Raw genomic sequence first — 18,253 nt, 5'->3', positions numbered from 1 at the left:
CGTAGCGCGAGCCGAGTGAGCCCAGGGTGCTCCCGCCCGGCCAATTCCGCGACAGGATGCGCGGTTCGGGGCACGCGACCCGACGACCGCGTCGTACGTTGGCGGGATGACGGACTCTCCCGCCGATCACATCCCCGCCGATCTCATCATCACCGGATGCACCGTCCTCGTGCACGACGATCAAGAACGGATCGGCTTCGAGGAGGACGCGGCCGTCGTCGTACGGAACGGGGTCGTCGAGTCGGTGACGGCCGCCGCCGCGGTCGCGGACCTGGCCGCGGCCGAGCGCATCGACGCCCGCGGCCAGGTCGCGATGCCCGGCCTGATCAACTGTCACACGCACGCGCCGATGGTCGCGCTGCGCGGCGTCGCCGAGGACCTGCCCACCGAGGAGTGGTTCAACGACGTCGTCTGGCCCATCGAGTCCAACCTCACGGAAAAAGACGTGGAGTTGGGCGCGCGACTGGCCTGCGCCGAGATGATCCGCGGCGGCGTCACCTGCTTCGCCGACCACTACTTCGCCATGGACGCGGTCGCCGCTGTGGTCGAGGAGTGCGGGCTGCGAGCCCACCTGGGCGAGGCGTACTTCTCCTCCCAGGGCCCTCAAGGCCGGGAGAAATCACTGGAGTTCGCGCTACGACACCGGGACGGCGCCGACGGCCGCATCACCACCGCCCTCGCCCCGCACGCGCCCTACACCGTCGACGACGCCGACCTCAGCGCCACCGCCGAACTCGCCCGCGAACACGGCCTGGCCGTCCACATCCACGCCGCCGAGAACCTCGACCAGACCGAAGCCGGCCTCGACCGCCACGGCGTCACCCCGATCGAGGTACTGCAGCGCACCGGCATCCTCGACACCGACGTCCTCATCGCCCACGGCACCGGCATCGTCGAGCGCGACCTGCCCGTTCTCGAGAACGCCTCAGGCCGCGTGGCCGTCGCCACCGCGCCCCGCGGCTACCTCAAGTTCGCCTGGCCCACGACCACGCCGGTCCGCGCGCTGTACGACATCGGCGTCCCCGTCGGCCTCGCCACGGACGGCGCCGCCTCCAACAACTCCCTCGACGTATGGGAGTCGATGGCGCTCACCGCCCTCATCCAGAAGTCCACCACGGGCGACCCCCGCTGGCTGACGTCCCGTCAAGCCCTGCACCATGCAACCCTGCAGAGCGCCCGGGCGGTCGGCCTCGGCGACGCCCTCGGTGCCCTCCGGCCCGGCCGCCGCGCGGACATCATCCTCGTCGACCTCACGGGCCCGCACACCCAGCCCGTCCACGACCTCGCCGCGACCCTGGTCCACAGCGCCCGCTCCTCCGACGTACGGACGACGATCGTCGACGGGCGGGTACTGATGCGGGACCGGGAGCTGCTCACCCTCGATGTCCCGGCGGTGGTACGGGAGTTGGGGGAGCGGATGCCGGCGCTGCTGGACCGGAGCCATGGTCGACGCATCCAGGATTACAAGACCTGAAATCCAGCCCGCGAGAAGCAATTTGCCGCCAACCCCGGGTAACCGGGTCATTGCGCTAAGTGGTTTCACGCTACACATGAAGGCCGGGACGTACTCGTTCGACGGGAGGCCGGCCGGTGGAGCTGACGATCGATGTCGCGGTGCTGCTCGCTGTGATCATCGTCCTGCGGCTGGGGCGCCGTACTCAGGCCCGCAGCCGGAACGACGAGAAGCTGACCGTGGCCATCGTGCTGGTCTTCGGCATACTGATCGCCCCCACCGCCTTCGGACGAGGAGTTCTCGACGTCGTCGGTCAACTCGCCCAAGGCATAACCCAGTCGGGCACCCCGTGACCCTAGGCTGACCCCATGGATCCCGCCGACGGCCTCCTCGACCACCCGTACGACGTGTACCGGCGCCTGCGCGACACCGCGCCCGTGCACCGCATCAGCGGACCCGACGGCACCCCCGCCTGGCTGGTCACCCGCTACGACGACGTCCGTGCGGCCCTTGCCGACCCGCGGCTCTCCCTGGACAAGCGGCATGCCACGGCGGGCACCTACAAGGGCTTCTCCCTGCCGCCCGCGCTCGACGCCAACCTCCTCAACATGGACCCGCCCGACCACACCCGTATCCGCCGCCTGGTCGGCCGGGCCTTCACCTCGCGCAGGATCCAGCAGCTGCGCGCACCCATCCGCCGCACCGCCGACCAACTCCTCGACGCCCTCGGCCCGCGCGGCACCGCCGACCTGGTCGCCGCCTACGCCGCGCCCCTGCCCATCACCGTCATCTGCGACCTGCTCGGCATCCCGGACCGGCACCGCATGGACTTCCGCGTCTGGACCGACACCCTCGTCGCCCCGGACCCGGCGGCACCGCCCGAGGCCGCCAAGGAGGCGGTCGTGGCCATGCTCGGCTACTTCACCCGGCTCCTCGCGGACAAGCGCCGGGAACCCGCCGACGACCTGCTCTCCGACCTGATCGCGGTGCACGAGGAGGGCGACCGGCTCAGCGAGGACGAGCTGATGTCGCTGGCCTTCCTCATCCTCTTCGCCGGGTACGAGAACACCGTCCAGCTCATCGGCAACGCCGTGCTCGCCCTGCTCCAGCACCCCGAGCAACTGGCCGCCCTGCGCAAGGACATGACGCAACTCCCCGCCGCCGTGGAGGAGTTCCTCCGCTACGAAGGTCCCGCCCTGCTCGCGATCCGCCGCTTCCCCGTCGAGGACGTGACCATCGGCGGCGTCACCGTCCCCGCCGGCGAGACGGTCTGGGTGTCCCCGGGCGCCGCCCACCGGGACCCGGCCCGCTTCCCCGACCCCGACCGCCTCGACATCACCCGCGATGCCTCCGGCCACCTCGCGCTCGGCCACGGCATCCACTACTGCCTGGGCGCACCCCTGGCCCGCGCCGAGACCGAGATCGCCGTCGCCGCCCTCCTGGAACGCTTCCCCGAACTCACCCTCGCGGACGGAGACCTGCGCCGACGCCGCTCCCTGCGCGCCCGCGGCCTGATCGAGCTGCCGGTGGCGTACGCAGTGACCCGCTGAACGCCGAGAGGTGCAGGTATCACGGCGAGTACGAGGAATGAAACAGAAAGTAGTCGAAATGTGGCAGGGATCTTCACTAAGTGACCGGATCCTCACGCTCCGCGTTGAACGAGTGTCAACTACGTCTCAGTCCCGCAACTGAGCGAGGCTTTCGACCCCCGGAAGGCGTTAACTCCTACAAGGACGACGCTTTCTGGAGGTGCGAGATGGTGAACGGGCGAACAGTGCTCGAACGCTTTCCCGCAGGTGGGCCGCGAGGCTCGTGGCCGGCGGAGGAGTTCGCGCACGCGCGACGACTGGAAGGACTGGCCGCCGAGGTCGTCATGGACCTCGCGACGGACACGTTCCTGGTGGTCGTCCGCAGCGACATGACCGCCGACGCGGTCGCCTGACGATGTGAGCCCGCCCTCGGGGCGGGCATTCACTCCCCTTCAGCCTGCCTTCGGCACCGGCGCCGTGAACTGCTCCGCCTGCAGCGAGTACAGCTCCGCATAGATGCCGCCGCTTGCCAGCAGCTCGTCCGGGGTGCCGGTCTCCGCGAGGCGCCCCTGGTCGAGTACGTGCACCAGGTCCGCGTGGCGCACCGACGCCAGCCGGTGGGTGATGAGGATGACGGTCTGACCGGCCGAGGCCAGAGCGCGGATCTTCTCGAAGACCTCCAGCTCGGCCCGTGCGTCCAGCGCCGCCGTCGGCTCGTCCACCACCAGGATCCGGCCCCGCCGGTAGGCGGCCCGCGCGATGCCCAGCCGCTGCCACTGACCGCCGGACAGCTCGTGCCCGCCGCTGAACTGGCGGGCCAGCAGGGTGTCCAGGCCACGCGGCAGATCGGCCACCACGTCCCCGGCGCCGGCCTCCGCGAGCGAGGCGCCCATGCGCTCCTCGGTGAGGGGCGCGGAGGAGCGGCCGATCGCCACATTGACCCGGGCCGTGAAGGGCCAGCGCTTGAAGTCCTGGGCCACCATCGCGACCCGCTCGGCCAGTTGGAACCGGTCGGCGGTCGTCGCGTCCACGTCGTCCCACAGGATCCGGCCGCTGTCCGGCTTGTACAGGCCCGCCAGCAACTTGACCAGGGTCGTCTTGCCGGAGCCGTTCTCGCCGACCAGCGCCACGATCCGGCCGAGGGGAATGGTGAGGGTGACGTCGTCCAGGGCCGGGCGCGCGGACTCGCCCGGGTAGCCGAACGTGACGTTCTCGAAGCGGATCTCCCTCGGGTCCTCGGGCAGCGCCGCACCGCCGACCGGGATCGCCCGCTCGGCCGCCTCGACGTACAGCTTCTGCAGGTCGCCCACGAACAGGGCGTCCTCGTGGAGCGAGTTGACCGCCACGACCAGGTTGTCCAGGCTCGACGAGCCCGTCCGGATCGCGATCACCGCCGTACCCGCCACCGACAGCGCCATCGCCCCGGCGAGCAGCAGCCCGGCGAGTGTCGCGTACGTCGCCACGGTCGCGAGGCCCGTCCAGGCCGACGCGATCACCCCGGTGCGCGCCGCCAGCCGGGCCAGCCGGGCCTGCTCGGCCTCCGCCGTCTCCGCCATGGCGCGGTAGTGCCGCAGCAGGAAGGGGCCGACGCCGTGCACCCGGATCTCGGGAGCCGCGTCCGGTTCCGTGAGCAGACTGCTGAGCAGATGGCTCGCGCGCACATGCTGCACCCAGGTGTGCCAGGACTCGTAGTGCCGCCGGGCGTTCGTCAGCGCGCTCCACGCGGTCGGCAGGGTCATCGTCGCCAGCAGCGGCAGCAGCACCGGGTGCAGCACGGTCAGCACGCCCGCCGCCGCGACGAGCGAGATCAGCGCGCTCACCACGCGCGTGGCGTACGAGATCATCCGGCGCGCCGATCCGGCGCCGTACTGGGCGGTGTCCAGCAACTTGTGGAAGGCGTGGTCCTCGATCGCGGCCAGTTCCACGGCCGCCGCCCGCTCCAGATACAGCTCGGTCGCCACCCGCTCCACCTTGGGCTCGAGCCGCCCGGTCGCATACGTCGACGCGGCCCGCAGCAGCGCCCCGACCAGGGCTACGGCGGCCAAGGCGGCCAGTACCGGTACGGCACCGTGCAGCCGGTCCCCGATCGAACCGCCGCTGATCAGCCGCCCCAGCACGCTGTTCATGGCGAGCAGACTCACCGCCTGCGCCACACCCCGGCCCGCCTCGGCCGCCAGCACGATCCGCGCCGCCCGCCGGTCGGCCTGCCAGGCCAGCCGGAAACTCGACCCCAGCAGGGCCGGCAGCCGCGTCACCATGGCCCGGAAGTTCAGCTCCAGGAACGCGTCCGTGTGCTGGTTCCAGCCCATGTCGTAGCGCAGAGGCCCCCCGAAGAGCAGCTGCTCGGACTCGGAGACCTCGGGACTGCCCGAGTCGCCCTTCTTCTCCCGCCCACCCCAGCCCCGCGATTTCCCCACCGCCGGCCTCCCCCGATCCGCGTCGCAACGCCCCCGCATCGCCTCGTCGGCACGTCTCCATGCCGACGAACGGCCACTATCGCGGGGCGGGCTCCCCGGGGGCAGGGCGCAGGTCGGAGCAGGGTGAGTGCGCGGGCGTACGCCTTGCGACCGGGCCTGCAACGGCGCGATGTTTACGCAACCACGAAGGGCCTACGCAACCACGGGCCGCGACCACGAGGGCGTCGTCCCGGTCACCCGGCACAGTGCCAGATACAGCGGGATGGGCGGGGTGTACGGGAAGGTGCCGGCCGGCCGGTGGATGAGGTCGGGGACCGCCGGGGCGTCCGGAACAATCGCCCCGGCGGCGTACTGAGCGGGCGCCGGCCACTCGAGTGCGTAGTCGGAGTCGGACGGGACGAGCCACCACCAGTGCGCCCGGTCGGCGTAGACGCACCCCACGCGCGGCAGCCGCGGCAGCACCAGCGGGCCGAAGCGGGCGGGCACCGCCACCGCGTCGCAGCCCAGCGGGGCCGTCATGCCCTCGGGCACGGGCAGCCGCCGGACCGTGCGCGGTGAGTGCAGCTCGCGCCGCAGGCGGGCCAGCGTGTCCAGGTTCAGCACCCGGCCGCCGGGCGCGCTCCTCACGACCGCCCCCCGTCCCGGTCACCCGCGAAGTCGTGCCGGGCCTCCGCCTCGTCCTCGTCGCCCGAACCACCGGCAGGGCCGGGCTTCGGACGGGCTCCCCAGCCCAGGTCGTTACAGGGCCCGCAGTCGTGACGCGGAGTGTCCGCCTTGCGCGGCAGCTGCGCCCAGACCAGCAGACCGGGGCCGTGCTCGTGGGCACCCCAGGCGTCACAGAGCGCGTCGACGAGGAGCAACCCCCTCCCGTGCTCCTCCTCGGGCCGCGCCCGCGACGGATGGGGCTCACCCGGCGAGCAGCCCTCGTCACGCACGGCTATGCGCACCTGGTCCTCGCTGTCGTGCAGCTCGCAGACTATGCGGCTGCTCGCCGTGTGCACGAGGGCGTTGGTGACCAGCTCGGAGACGACCAGAGCCGCTGTGTCGCGGATGTCCTCGCACACCGACCACACGGCCAGCCGGGCCCTCGCCAGGCGTCTGGCCTGCGCGGGAGAGCCCGGATGTGCGGCCAGCTCGAAGCGGAACCGGCGCTCGGCAGCGGCCTGGTCGGGGCCTGCTCCCGCGGCTGCGCCGAGGCCATGGCGGTGGCCTTCGACAGCGTCTGTTCCTAAGGGCGCGGACGGAATCACGCTTGCCACTATCGCCCCGCCGTGAACACTTGGCAAGTGTCACTCTGAAAAATGCAGAGTGCTGTGTGACGCGGTGAAATGCCGTGGCACACTGCTCGCAACAGCACGTCGAGCGGCGCCAGTTGGGATCAACGGAGATCCGTACGGACTCGTACAGATCTTCGAATAGGTCTTCGAATGGCGCCGTATGGCTGTCAGCATGCTTGTGGACTTCGTTGGAGGTGGAGCGTGAGCGAACCGCGGTCCGCGCCGACGGTCGGTCAGGTCGTCCTCGGCCGCCGTCTGCTGGACCTGCGGGAGCGCGCCGGCCTCAAGCGCGAGGAGGCCGCCCGCATCCTCCGCGTCGCCCCCGCCACGGTCCGCCGGATGGAGATGGCCGAGGTCGCCTTCAAGATCCCGTACCTCCAACTGCTCCTGAAGTCCTACGGAGTCGGCGAGGAGGAGGCCGAGGACTTCGTGCGGCTGGCCGAGGAGGCCAACAGGCCCGGCTGGTGGCAGCGGTTCCACGACATCCTGCCGGGCTGGTTCTCCATGTACGTCAGCCTGGAGGGCGCGGCCTCCCTCATCCGCTCCTACGACCCCCACTTCGTCCCCGGCCTGCTGCAGACCGAGGACTACGCGCGCGGAGTCCTGCTGTCGGGCGCGGTCGGCCAGACCAGTCCCGAGGACATCGAGCGCCATGTCGCCCTGCGCATACAACGCCAGGAACTGCTCACCCGTCAGAACGGGCCCCGCTTCTGGGCCGTCATGGACGAGACAGCGCTGCGCCGCCCGGTCGGCGGCCCGGAGGTGATGCGTGCCCAGATCGACAGGCTGCTCGAGGCCACGAAGCTGCCCAACGTGACCCTGCAGGTCGCGCCGTTCGCCAACGGGCCGCACCCCGGCACGTACGGGCCCTTCGTGCTGTTCCGATTTGCCATGTCAGAACTGCCGGACATGGTCTACAGCGAGTACCTGACCGGCGCCGTCTACCTGGACGCGCGCGCCGAGGTGGCGACCCACCTCGAGGTCATGGACCGCATGGCGGCGCAGGCCGCTACGGCACATCGCACGAAGGAGATCCTCCGGGATCTCCGCAAGGAGCTGTGAATGGAACGCATCAAGCCGCGCAAACAGGTCTACAACGGCATGCCCGCGCGGGAGTTGGGCAGCGAGGGCTGGCACAAGCCGTGGAGCGGGGGCAACGGCGGAAACTGCCTGGAGGCGATGAAGCTCGCCGACGGCCGCATCGCCGTCCGACAGTCCACCGACCCGGACGGGCCGGCGCTGATCTACACCACCGACGAGATGACCGCGTTCATCGAGGGCGCCAAGGCGGGGGAGGCGGACTTCCTGCTGTCGTGACGTGATGGTCCGACGCTCGTTCAACTCCCTTGGTTTGGTTCTGAATTGATAGGCACCCGATTAATGGTTGAGATCGACACCAGCAAGCCGCATCCCGCGCGGATGTACGACTGGTACCTCGGCGGCAAGGACAACTATCCCGTCGACGAGGCGATGGGCAGGCAAATGCTCGCCCTCGACCCGCGCGTGCCGGTGATGGCACGAGTCAACCGGGCGTTCATGCATCGGGCCACCCGCTGGCTGGCCCAGGAGGGCGTCCGGCAGTTCCTCGACGTCGGCACCGGCATACCCACCGAGCCGAACCTCCACCAGATCGCGCAGGAGATCGCGCCCGACGCCCGGGTCGTCTACTGCGACAACGACCCGATCGTGCTCGCCCACGCCGCCGCCCTGCTGCGGGGCACCGACGAGGGCGTGACGGAGTATCTGCAGGCCGACGTCCGCGACCCGGACGCCGTCCTCGAAGGCGCCAGGAAGATCCTGGATCTCGGTCGTCCTGTCGCCCTGTCCCTCATCGCGCTGCTGCACTTCGTCTCCGACGAGGACGGCGCCCACGAACTGGTCCGCCGGCTGCTGTCCGAACTGCCCAGCGGCAGCTACCTGGTGGCCAGCCACGCCACCGCCGACTTCACACCCGAGGAGTCCAAGGCGGCGACCGAGAAGCTCAAGGCCGCCGGCGTCACGCTGGCGCTGCGTTCCCGCGAGGAGTTCAGCCGGTTCTTCGACGGCCTGGAACTCGTCGAACCAGGCGTCGAGGTGCCGCAGTTGTGGCATCCCGAGCTGGGGGAGCCGGTCCCCGGACAGGACGACGGGGTGATCCCGGGCTACGGGGCTGTGGCCCGGAAGCCGTAGATCGGTCTCAGAGCCAGGACCACATGCGGCGCGGTGCGTCGACCAGTCCACGAACACCGGCCCGGAGGCCTGCGCGACCACGTTCAGGAACCGCCCACCTGCTCGGGCGGTTCGGCGAGCCGGGCCCCGCTCAGGTCCTCGGCGCGGGTCGACGACCTGCGGCGTGCTGCCGTTGTAGGAGACCCCAGCGCGGCCTACACGGGGCCCGGCGGCAGCACCTCGCACAACGCGTCCAGTGCCGCCCCGTACGCATGCTCGGAGGGCGTCGCATACCCGACGACGATTCCGTCGCGGGCCGGCATGTCCGTCTCCGGTGATTCCGGGTGACGGAAGCCGGCGAGGCCGTCCAGGGCGATGCCCTGCCAGGCCGCGGCCCGGACCGTGGACCGCTCGGTGCCGGGCGGCAGCCGCAGCACGGCGTGGAGGCCGGCCGCGATCCCGGTGACCTCGACGTGCGGCGCGTGCTCGGCGAGCGCGGCGACGAGCCGGTCGCGCCGGCTCCGGTACCGCTGCCGCATGCGCCGCACATGACGGTCGTACGACCCACTGGTGATGAAGTCCGCGAGACTCAGCTGGTCGAGGACGCTCGCCCACGCCTCCCGCTCGCCCTTGGCCGCGAGGACGTCGCCGACGTACCGCTCCGGCAGGACCATCCACCCGAGCCGCAGCGCCGGCGACAGGCTCTTGCTGACCGAGCCGATGTGGATCACCCGCTCGGGGTCGAGGCCCTGGACCGCGCCGACGGGCCTGCGGTCGTAGCGGAACTCCCCGTCGTAGTCGTCCTCGAGGATCACGCCGCCACGCGCGCGTGCCCAGTCGATCACGGCGGCGCGGCGGCCGGCGTGCAGCGGGCCGCCGGTCGGGAACTGGTGCGCGGGCGTGAGCAGTACCGCCCGCTCGCGCGCCAACCGGTCGACGCGGGCGCCGTCTTCGTCCAGGGGGATCGGTACGGTGCGAACGTCCGCGGCGGCCAGCAGTTCCCGGTGGAAGGGCAGTCCGTACGCCTCCACGGCCAGCGTTCCGCCGAGGACCCGGTCCCGGTCCTTTCCGCCGAAGAGCAGCCGCAGGGCGTGTGCGAAGCCGGAGCAGATCACGATCCGGTCCGGCTCGGTGCGTACGCCACGCGCGCGTGCCAGGTACTCGGTGAGGGCCTCCCGCAGCTCGACGCGGCCGGCAGGGTCGCCGGGCCCGAACACCTCGCTGGGCGCCTGCTGAACGGCCCGCCGGTAGGAGGCGAGCCAGGCCGCACGCGGGAACGCGGACGCATCCGGGGTGCCCTGGCGCAGATCGTGCCGGGGGCCACGCGCGCGTGGAGGTGCCTTTCGGGGCGCTCGCGCGGCGTGTCGCAGCGGTTCGGTGCGTTCCGCGACTCTGGTGCCCGAGCCCTGACGGGCGGTGAGCCAGCCCTCCGCGACGAGCTCCGCGTACGCGTCGGCCACCGTGTTGCGAGCCACGCCGAGGTCCGCGGCGAGCGAGCGGTACGGCGGCAGGCGGGTGCTGGGAGCGAGCCGCCCACTGCGCACGGCCTCCCGCAACGCCGCGATGAGCGCGGCCCGCCGCCCACCCGACCCGGCCAGCTCCAGGTGCAGGTCGGCCCCGATCCGCTCGGCGGAATTGACCCACGATTTCGCCATGGAAATGCACCCTACAGTGGGTCTTTCAGCCCCGTAGGTTGAAGCACATGACAACGACCACGCACACGAACGCGACGACGGACACGACCGCCAGGACGACGACCCGCCTGGACTTCGCGAAGTCCGCCCCGAAGGTCTTCCGCGCCCTCGTCGGCTTCGACGCCGCCGCCCGCGAGGGCCTCGACCCGGCCCTCGTCGAACTGATCCAGATCCGCGCCTCGCACCTCAACCACTGCGCGTACTGCCTCCACATGCACACCAGCGACGCCCGCAAGGCCGGCGAGAGCGAGGAACGGCTGCACATGGTCGCCGTCTGGCGCGAGGCCCGCCACTTCTTCACCGAGCAGGAGCAGGCGGCCCTCGCCCTGACGGAGGCGGTGACACTGGTGGCCGACGGCGGCGTCCCGGACGAGGTCTACGCCGAGGCGGCCGCCCACTTCGACGAGCAGGAACTGGCCCATGTCCTGGCCCTGATCCTCACGATCAACACGTGGAACAGGGTGGCCCTGTCGACGGCGAAGGTGGCCGGAACCGACGAGCGGCGCCGCTGACCCGACGCGCCGCCCCGGCCGCCCCGTTCTGCCGTCGGCTACACGGTCATCGGCCGGTCGTAGGGTCCGATCGGCGCCGGCAGCCGCGAACTCCCCGTCAGATGACGGTCGACGGCCGCCGCCACCGCCCGCCCCTCCGCGATCGCCCACACGATCAGCGACTGTCCACGGGCGGCATCCCCCGCGGCGAACACCCCGGGCACACTCGTCGTGAACCCGGCGTCCCGCGTGATCGTCCCGCGGGTCTCCATCGCCAGCCCCAACTGGTCGATCAGCCCGTCCTTCCGGTCGGGTCCCGAGAAACCGAGCGCGAGCAGCACGAGGTCGGCGGGCAGCGTCCGCCCGGTGCCCTGCACCGGCCGCCGGGCCGCGTCGACCTCGACGAGGTGCAACGACCGCACATGCCCGCTCTCGTCGCCGGTGAAGCGGAGCGTGGACGCCGCGAACAGCCGCGCGTCCGCGTCCGCCGCGGGCGCGGTCTCCAGGTCGCGCGCCTCCTCGTGCGCGGCCGACAGCCGGTAGATCTTCGGATACGTCGGCCAGGGCTCGGCATCCTCGTCCCGATCGGCGCCGGGCTGGGCGTAGATGTCCAACTGCGTGACCGACGCGGCCCCTTCGCGCACCGCGGTCCCCAGACAGTCCGCCCCCGTGTCGCCGCCGCCGACGATGACGACGTGCTTCCCGGCGGCGGACATCGGCGAACTGTCCAAGTCCCCCTCGCACACCCGGTTGGCCAGCGGCAGATATTCCATCGCCTGCTGTATTCCGGCCAACTCCCGCCCGGGTACCGGAAGTTCACGCCACGCCGTCGCCCCGGTCGCGATCACCACGGCGTCGTACCGCGTCCGCAGCTCCGCCGCCCCGATGTCCCGTCCGACCGCTGTCGACGTACGGAACTTCGTCCCCTCGGCCCGCATCTGCTCGATCCGCCGCTCCAGATGGCGCTTCTCCATCTTGAACTCGGGGATGCCGTACCGCATCAGCCCGCCGAGCCGGTCGTCCTTCTCGTACACGGCGACCGTGTGCCCCGCCCGGGTCAACTGCTGTGCCGCGGCCAGCCCGGTCGGCCCCGACCCGATCACCGCGACGGTCCGCCCGGACAGCCGGTCCGGCGGTCGCGGAGGCGCGAACCCCAGCTCCCAGGCCTTGTCGGCGATGGCCACCTCGACGTTCTTGATCGTGACCGCCGGCTGGTTGATCGCAAGCACACACCCCGCCTCGCACGGCGCGGGACACAACCGCCCCGTGAACTCGGGGAAGTTGTTCGTCGCATGCAGCCGGTCGGCCGCCTGCCGCCAGTCGTCCCGGCTGACCAGGTCGTTCCACTCGGGGATCAGATTGCCGAGCGGACAGGCGTCGTGGCAGAACGGTATGCCGCAGTCCATGCAGCGGTCGGCCTGCTTGTTGATGATGGGCAGCAACGCCCCGGGGACGTACACCTCGTCCCAGTCCCGGACCCGCTCCTCGACCGGACGGCGAGGCCACTCCCGGCGAGACGTGGTCATGAATCCCTTGGGATCGGCCATGGCCGTCTTCCTTGCCTACGCGTACGACGAGCCGTGCGTCATCGGGCGGCACTCTTTCGGCCACGATACGACGCCTCGGCCACCTGCGCAGAGTGGCCGGACAGCGCTTTCCGCCCTCTCTTCTCAGGATTCCCCCAGCCCCCACCCGGAACCTCTCAGCGCCCTCTCAGGTCAGCGCCAGCACATACGCCACCGCCGAACCGGCCGAGGCGACCATCCGGACGTGATTCCAGAACGTCCACTCGCGCACATACGCAGGCCAGTACGCGGCGGCCTCCGGGGTGCCCGGGTCCAGTTTCAGCAGCGCGTCGTTGCGCGGCACGTTCGCCACCATGGTCACCCCGAACGAGCCGAACAGATACAGCGCGCTGCCCAGCAGCAGCGCCACCCGCCCGTCGTCGGGCCACAGCACGAACGTCACCACGGCTATCACCGCGCACAGCACCGCCGACCCCACGAACACGAGCATGAACGCCGGCATCACCGCGGTCACGTTGATCGCGTTCATCGCGGCGACGCCCTGCGCCGGCGGCAGCGCGGAGAGCCCCCTCATCACGAACGTCGAGAACCCGCAGAACACCCCGGCCACCAGACCGGTCCCGAGCACTCCCAACACGGTCAGCCAGAAGTACGGTCCATCGATCACGTCAGGTCAACTCCCCGTATCGAGCCGAGATCCTCCCCGGCACCTCCCGTCCCCACAAGTGAAATCCGCGGCGCCCCCACCGACCATGGCCGAAGAACGCGGGCCCATACGCGTGCGTCCAGACGGCCGCCATGCTCCCGCCGCGAGTACGACCGCAGCCCGCCGCCCGATCCCCCTTCGCCAACCGGCCCCCTTCCCGGCCACCTGCCACCCGATCACCCTTCTTTGGTCGGCCTCCTGTGCTGACGCCCGCCGTCCGATCGCCGTTCGTCAACCGGCCTCCTCTCCCGCCGCCCGCCACCCCCGCAGCACCGTCTCCACCCCCGGCCCGATCCGCCGCCGCGCCTCGTGCCGTGGCACCCCGCTCATCAGCAACTGGTCGTACGGCGTGTCCAGATGCCGTACGGACGCCACGACCGCCGAGACCACCGCCGTCTCCGACAACGCCCGCCCCGCGGCACTTCGTCCCACTCGCCCGCTGCCTCGCACGGACGCGTGCCCGGCGACGGCCCGGGCCCGCTCGTCGGGGCACCCGGGAAACAGCCGCCGTATCTCCGCCGCGAACGCCTGCGCGAACCGCACGTCCTCCGCGGCCCGCCGCCGGGCGTCCCGCATCCGGCGCCGCCGCCGCGCCTCCGCGTCCGCCAGACACCGCTCCTCGGCCCGCGCGAGCCCCGCCTCCTCGACCAGGACGCCCTGCCGCTCGTAACGCCCCTTGCGCCGGTTGAACCGCACCACCACCGCGGACAGCGCACTCTCCTCCCGCGCCCGCCGGGTCAGCGCCGTGTCCCCGCGCGGCAGGAACACCAGATGCCCGAGGTCGGCACAGTCGAGACACCGCGGCGCCCCTTCTTCGAGCACGAGCAGCGACAACGGCCCCGCATGACAGTCCCCGCAGTGCCGCCTCTTGAGCGGCTGAAAGACGAGAATCCCGGTGCGCGGCGGGGGAGTTGCGAGGCGTGCCATAGGTGTTTCATTCCCCCTGCAGGCACTCCGGACTACCGCGAAATCACGCCCTCTGCGTCCTCGGCTGCCGCTCCTCCCGCGCAGCGCCCCACCACCGGGGCGGGGCGCACCCCGGCCTGGGGCTGACGCATCATGGGCCGTGTGCGACTCGAAGCGATCACCTGGGACCGACTCGGCGACCTCCTGGCCGAGCGTCTGCTCGACCTGAAGCCGGCCGACGGCAGCCCCTGGCCCCGCATCGCCTTCGACGGCGCCCCCGCGGCCCGCCCGGGCGACCTCGCCGAGCGCGTCGCCGAGGCGCTGCGCATACGCGGCCGTCCCTCGCTGACCGTCGGCGCGGAAGGCTTCCTGCGACCCGCCTCGCTCCGTCTGGAGTACGGCCACCAGGACGTCGACGCCTATTACGACGGCTGGCTGGACACCGGTGCCCTGTGGCGCGAGGTGTTCGGCCCCCTCGAACCCGGCGGCGACGGACGCGTCCTGCCCGACCTGTGGGACCCGGTCACCGACCGCGCCACCCGCAGCCCCTACGTCCCACTCCCGCCAGGCGGCTTCCTGTTGCTGCACGGCCCCCTCCTGCTGCGCCACTGGTTCCCCTTCGACCTGACCGTCCATCTCCTCCTCTCACCCGGCGCCCTGCGCCGCCGCACCCCCGAGTCCGACCACTGGACCCTCCCCGCCTACGAGCGCTACGAGGCCGAGACCGACCCGTCCGGCTCGGCCGACGTCCTGGTGCGCACCGACGATCCGCGTCACCCGGCGTGGAGGGGTTGATCGGAATACCGCTTTTGTATGCGTGTGCATGTAGTTAGCCTGGCCCCATGACGACCTCCTCGAGCAATCCCGTCCCCGTTGCCGATCCCGTCCCCTTCGCCGACTCGGTCCGCGCCCTCCTCGACGGCAAGAACTTCGCCAGCGTCGCCACCCTCGGCCCCGACGGCGCCCCGCAGAACTCGGTGGTCTGGATCAAGCGCGAGGGCCACACCGTGCTCTTCTCCTCCACCGACGGACGTCAGAAGGTGCGCAACCTCCGCCGCGACCCCCGCATCAGCCTCTCGGTCTTCGACCTCGCCAACCCCTACACCTCGGTCGAGATCCGCGGCACCGCCGAGATCCTCCCCGACGAGGGCAAGCGCCTCCCGTACGAGCTCTCGCACAAGTACCTCGGCATCGACCCGCCCGCGGAGAAGGACGACGAGGTCCGCGTGATCATCCGCATCGTCCCGCGGAGGATCGTGGGGTTCTCGGCCTGAGCGCCTGAGCGCCTGAGCGAAACTCTCCCGGCGGCCCGCTGCTACCGCCGAGTTCCGGGTGCATCGCGCGTGCCGCGCGGCGAGAATGTAGGGCGCCGGTTTCAGCGGTGCGTCCCGCGCCGCGCCGGCCGCCCGGCACCGGGAGGTACTCCATGACCACCGCCGGAGACATCATGCACCGTGGCGCCCAGTGGATCCCCGCCCACGAGACGCTGGACCGCGCGGCCCAGCTGATGCGCGAGCTGAACGTCGGAGCCCTGCCCATCAGCGACCAGAACGAGCGGCTCTGCGGCATCCTGACCGACCGCGACATCGTCGTCGGCTGTGTGGCCATGGGCCACGACCCGGCCAAGGTCACCGCCGGTGAGATGGCCCACGGAACCCCACGCTGGATCGACGCGGGCGCGGACGTCAGCGACGTGCTCCACGAGATGCAGGAGCACCAGATCCGCCGGCTCCCCGTCATCGAGAACAAGCGGCTGGTCGGCATGATCAGCGAGGCCGACCTGGCCCGGCACCTGACGGAGGACCAGATCGCCGACTTCGCCCACAGCGTCTACGCCAGGACGACCACGCGCTGAACCGGTCGGTCCGACGCGTCACAGCCAGCCGTTGCGCCTGAAACCGCGGTACAGCGCCAGACACGCCACGGATATCACGCCTATGACCAGGGGGTAGCCGAACCTCCAGTGCAGCTCCGGCATGTGATCGAAGTTCATGCCGTACACCCCGCAGACCATCGTCGGGACGGCGATCACCGCGGCCCACGCCGTGATCTTCCGCATGTCCTCGTTCTGCGCGACCGTGACCTGCGCGAGGTGGGCCTGCAGGATCGAGTTGAGAAGTTCGTCGAAGGAGGCGATCTGTTCCTTCGCCCGCATCAGGTGGTCGAGGACGTCGCGGAAGTAGGCCTGTATCTCCGGGTCGACCACCCGGATCGGCCGGGTCGCGAGGTCCTCGACCGGGCGGGCGAGCGGCACCACGGCCCGCTTCAGCTCGAGAAGCTCGCGCTTCATCTGGTAGATCCGCCCCGGGTCGGCCCGCGCGCCGTTCTCCGCGAACACGTCCGCCTCGACCTGGTCGATGTCGGCCTGGACCGAGTCGGTGACGTTCAGATAGTCGTCGACCACGTGGTCCGCGATCGCGTGCAGCACCGCCGCCGGCCCCTTGGCGAGCTGCTGGGGGTCGGCCTCAAGCTCCTCGCGCAGCGGGCCCAGCGAGCCGTGCCTGCCGTGCCGCACAGTGATCACGAAGTCCTCGCCGACGAACACCATGATCTCGCCGGTGTTCACCACCTCGCTCGTCGCCGTGAGCTGCTCGTGCTCGACGTAGCAGACCGTCTTGAACACCGCGAACAACGTCTCGCTGTAGCGCTCCAGCTTCGGGCGCTGATGAGCTTCGACCGCGTCCTCGACCGCCAGCGGATGCAGGTCGAAGAGCTCGGCGATGCCCGCGAACTCCTGGTCCGTCGGTTCGTGCAGACCGAGCCACACGAACCCGTCCCCGTTCTTGCGCACCCGCTCCACGGCGTCGACCAGGTCGCTGCCACCGGGCACCCGCACACCCTCCCGGTACGTCACGCAGTTGACCACCGAGGAGCCCAGCGGGGACCTGGCCGGGTGGCTCAGGTCGACGCGGGGGCGCCGCCGGGCCAGCCGTGCCACCTTGCGAAGGCCGCCGACCCTGCCGAGGCTCGTGACCTTCCGCAGATTCCCTGCCATGGACATCTGGATCTCCTTGCGTGGATCTCCCGGGCTTGACGCATGATCCGGCGTGATGTGCCGCGTGCTGCGCCTTGGCCGATCAGTCTGCCAGTTCCACGTAAGCGGCAGGTGAGCCTGTGGGAACAGTGCATTCCGCTTGGTTCCCGTCTGTGGACGACGGGCTTCGCGGACGCCGGTATTGGACGCGTCCGGCCGTCTCGTCGCAGGCGCCGCGTCGCCCCCTCCCGACAAGGCGGGCAACTGGGATGATCGCGGCATGACGCGATCCGACGGGTATCTCCTCGACAACCGGCAGCGCGAGGCGAACGAGCGCTTCGACGCGTTCGCCACCCTCTTCGACCCCACGACCTTCCGCCATCTCGCCGGCTTCGGCGTCGGCCCCGGCTGGCGCTGCTGGGAGGTCGGCGCGGGTGGCACCTCGGTGGTGTCCTGGCTGGCCAAGAAGGTCGGTCCGACCGGAAAGGTCGTCGCCACCGACATCGACACCTCTCTGCTCGCCGCTGTCGCCCGCCCGCCGGTGGACGTGCGTGTCCACGACGTGGGTGCCGAGGAGCCGCCGGGGGAGGGCTTCGACCTGGTGCACGCCCGGCTCGTCCTCGTCCATGTGCCGGACCGCGAACGGGCGTTGCGGTCGATGATCAAGGCACTGCGCCCCGGCGGCCGGATCCTGATCGAGGACGCCGACCCCGCCCTCCAGCCCCTGATCTGCCCCGACGAACACGGCGCCGAGCAGCAGCTCGCCAACCGCCTGCGCAGCGGCTTCCGCCGACTGCTCGCCGACCGGGGCGCCGACCTCTCCTACGGCCGCCGCGTGCCACGCCTGCTCCGGGAGGCCGGGCTGCGCCAGGTGCAGGCCGACGCCTACTTCCCGCTCGCCTCCCCGGCCTGCGCCGCCCTCGAGTCCGCCACCGTCCGCCAGATCCGCGCCCAGCTCGTCGCCGCGGACCTCGCCACGGACGAGGACATCGACCGCCACCTGGCGAACGTCGAGGCCGGGGGGATGGACCTGGCGACGGCTCCGATGATCTCGGCCTGGGGGCGCAAGGCCTAGGGGGTGGTCCCGGTGACCGGCCGAAGCCTTGCGGCCCGGGGCGGACGACACCAGCCT

Annotated in this window: 20 protein-coding genes; 12 read left to right on the top strand and 8 right to left on the bottom strand. The window is 71.2% G+C overall.

Translation table 11 applies throughout. The features are described from left to right. Positions 1-106 precede the first annotated feature (106 nt). The 4 genes from ACFY1L_RS25315 to ACFY1L_RS25300 all read left to right on the top strand — a co-directional run bounded on the left by ACFY1L_RS25315 (position 107) and on the right by ACFY1L_RS25300 (position 3,395). Positions 107-1,474 carry an amidohydrolase gene (locus ACFY1L_RS25315; protein ID WP_388828518.1) on the top strand — a complete coding sequence of 456 codons (1,368 nt, stop codon included), beginning with the start codon at positions 107-109 and terminating at the stop codon, positions 1,472-1,474. A 116-nt stretch (positions 1,475-1,590) separates the two neighbouring features. Continuing rightward, positions 1,591-1,806 (top strand): hypothetical protein, encoded by a 216-nt coding sequence (locus ACFY1L_RS25310; RefSeq protein ID WP_388828515.1) that lies wholly within the window; start codon positions 1,591-1,593, stop codon positions 1,804-1,806. 15 nt (positions 1,807-1,821) lie between these two features. Beyond that, positions 1,822-3,003 carry a cytochrome P450 gene (locus tag ACFY1L_RS25305; protein ID WP_388828512.1) on the top strand — a complete coding sequence of 394 codons (1,182 nt, stop codon included), beginning with the start codon at positions 1,822-1,824 and terminating at the stop codon, positions 3,001-3,003. A 206-nt stretch (positions 3,004-3,209) separates the two neighbouring features. Next, entirely contained in the window at positions 3,210-3,395 is a 186-nt protein-coding gene (locus ACFY1L_RS25300) for a hypothetical protein (protein WP_388828509.1), read from the top strand. A gap of 39 nt (positions 3,396-3,434) precedes the next feature. Here the strand turns inward: ACFY1L_RS25300 and ACFY1L_RS25295 are convergent, their stop codons facing one another. The 3 genes from ACFY1L_RS25295 to ACFY1L_RS25285 all read right to left on the bottom strand — a co-directional run bounded on the left by ACFY1L_RS25295 (position 3,435) and on the right by ACFY1L_RS25285 (position 6,658). Then, positions 3,435-5,291 carry an ABC transporter ATP-binding protein gene (locus ACFY1L_RS25295; protein WP_388829837.1) on the bottom strand — a complete coding sequence of 619 codons (1,857 nt, stop codon included), beginning with the start codon at positions 5,289-5,291 and terminating at the stop codon, positions 3,435-3,437. Positions 5,292-5,591: 300 nt separating this feature from the next. Continuing rightward, on the bottom strand, positions 5,592-6,026 hold the full coding sequence (locus ACFY1L_RS25290; RefSeq protein WP_388828506.1) for a hypothetical protein: 435 nt from the start codon (positions 6,024-6,026) through the stop codon (positions 5,592-5,594). Further along, positions 6,023-6,658: an ATP-binding protein gene (locus ACFY1L_RS25285; protein WP_388828503.1), complete on the bottom strand. Its 636-nt coding sequence runs from the start codon at positions 6,656-6,658 to the stop codon at positions 6,023-6,025. Before ACFY1L_RS25285 ends, ACFY1L_RS25290 begins: the two co-directional genes overlap by 4 nt. 219 nt (positions 6,659-6,877) lie before the next feature. Between ACFY1L_RS25285 and ACFY1L_RS25280 the strand changes: the two genes are divergently transcribed. From ACFY1L_RS25280 to ACFY1L_RS25270, 3 genes are all read left to right on the top strand, one after another. After that, positions 6,878-7,738 (top strand): helix-turn-helix transcriptional regulator, encoded by an 861-nt coding sequence (locus ACFY1L_RS25280; RefSeq protein WP_388828500.1) that lies wholly within the window; start codon positions 6,878-6,880, stop codon positions 7,736-7,738. Then, the gene (locus ACFY1L_RS25275; protein ID WP_361255959.1) at positions 7,739-7,993 is read left to right on the top strand and encodes a DUF397 domain-containing protein; all 255 of its coding nucleotides are present in this window, start codon (positions 7,739-7,741) and stop codon (positions 7,991-7,993) included. Between the two features lie 63 nt (positions 7,994-8,056). Beyond that, on the top strand, positions 8,057-8,845 hold the full coding sequence (locus ACFY1L_RS25270; RefSeq protein ID WP_388828496.1) for an SAM-dependent methyltransferase: 789 nt from the start codon (positions 8,057-8,059) through the stop codon (positions 8,843-8,845). A 194-nt stretch (positions 8,846-9,039) separates the two neighbouring features. Here the strand turns inward: ACFY1L_RS25270 and ACFY1L_RS25265 are convergent, their stop codons facing one another. Then, positions 9,040-10,479: a PLP-dependent aminotransferase family protein gene (locus tag ACFY1L_RS25265; protein WP_388828493.1), complete on the bottom strand. Its 1,440-nt coding sequence runs from the start codon at positions 10,477-10,479 to the stop codon at positions 9,040-9,042. A 47-nt stretch (positions 10,480-10,526) separates the two neighbouring features. Between ACFY1L_RS25265 and ACFY1L_RS25260 the strand changes: the two genes are divergently transcribed. Beyond that, positions 10,527-11,030, top strand: a complete 504-nt coding sequence (locus ACFY1L_RS25260; RefSeq protein WP_388828490.1) for a carboxymuconolactone decarboxylase family protein — start codon at positions 10,527-10,529, stop codon at positions 11,028-11,030. Between the two features lie 38 nt (positions 11,031-11,068). On the opposite strand, the gene ACFY1L_RS25255 is transcribed toward ACFY1L_RS25260, so the two are convergent. The 3 genes from ACFY1L_RS25255 to ACFY1L_RS25245 all read right to left on the bottom strand — a co-directional run bounded on the left by ACFY1L_RS25255 (position 11,069) and on the right by ACFY1L_RS25245 (position 14,168). Continuing rightward, entirely contained in the window at positions 11,069-12,556 is a 1,488-nt protein-coding gene (locus ACFY1L_RS25255) for a glutamate synthase subunit beta (RefSeq protein WP_388828487.1), read from the bottom strand. Between the two features lie 166 nt (positions 12,557-12,722). Continuing rightward, on the bottom strand, positions 12,723-13,202 hold the full coding sequence (locus ACFY1L_RS25250; protein WP_388828484.1) for a DUF1772 domain-containing protein: 480 nt from the start codon (positions 13,200-13,202) through the stop codon (positions 12,723-12,725). 270 nt (positions 13,203-13,472) lie between these two features. Next, the gene (locus ACFY1L_RS25245; protein ID WP_388828481.1) at positions 13,473-14,168 is read right to left on the bottom strand and encodes a DUF2293 domain-containing protein; all 696 of its coding nucleotides are present in this window, start codon (positions 14,166-14,168) and stop codon (positions 13,473-13,475) included. A gap of 132 nt (positions 14,169-14,300) precedes the next feature. On the opposite strand from ACFY1L_RS25245, the gene ACFY1L_RS25240 reads away from it, so the two are divergent. The 3 genes from ACFY1L_RS25240 (at position 14,301) to ACFY1L_RS25230 (ending at position 16,002) form a co-directional block, all read left to right on the top strand. After that, positions 14,301-14,942, top strand: a complete 642-nt coding sequence (locus tag ACFY1L_RS25240; RefSeq protein WP_388828478.1) for a uridine kinase — start codon at positions 14,301-14,303, stop codon at positions 14,940-14,942. A gap of 47 nt (positions 14,943-14,989) precedes the next feature. Next, positions 14,990-15,421 carry a PPOX class F420-dependent oxidoreductase gene (locus ACFY1L_RS25235; RefSeq protein WP_388828475.1) on the top strand — a complete coding sequence of 144 codons (432 nt, stop codon included), beginning with the start codon at positions 14,990-14,992 and terminating at the stop codon, positions 15,419-15,421. A 152-nt stretch (positions 15,422-15,573) separates the two neighbouring features. Continuing rightward, complete coding sequence (locus ACFY1L_RS25230; protein ID WP_388828472.1) at positions 15,574-16,002, top strand: CBS domain-containing protein; 429 nt, start codon at positions 15,574-15,576, stop codon at positions 16,000-16,002. Between the two features lie 18 nt (positions 16,003-16,020). Here the strand turns inward: ACFY1L_RS25230 and ACFY1L_RS25225 are convergent, their stop codons facing one another. Beyond that, entirely contained in the window at positions 16,021-17,148 is a 1,128-nt protein-coding gene (locus ACFY1L_RS25225) for a magnesium and cobalt transport protein CorA (RefSeq protein WP_388828469.1), read from the bottom strand. Between the two features lie 253 nt (positions 17,149-17,401). Between ACFY1L_RS25225 and ACFY1L_RS25220 the strand changes: the two genes are divergently transcribed. Then, a complete protein-coding gene (locus tag ACFY1L_RS25220) occupies positions 17,402-18,196 on the top strand; it encodes a methyltransferase (RefSeq protein WP_388828466.1) in 795 nt (264 codons plus the stop codon). Positions 18,197-18,253 lie beyond the last annotated feature (57 nt).

Origin of the sequence: Streptomyces sp. NPDC001663 (genome assembly GCF_042893105.1) — a bacterium.
Classification (GTDB): domain Bacteria; phylum Actinomycetota; class Actinomycetes; order Streptomycetales; family Streptomycetaceae; genus Streptomyces.
This window is presented reverse-complemented; position numbering and strand designations above follow the sequence as displayed.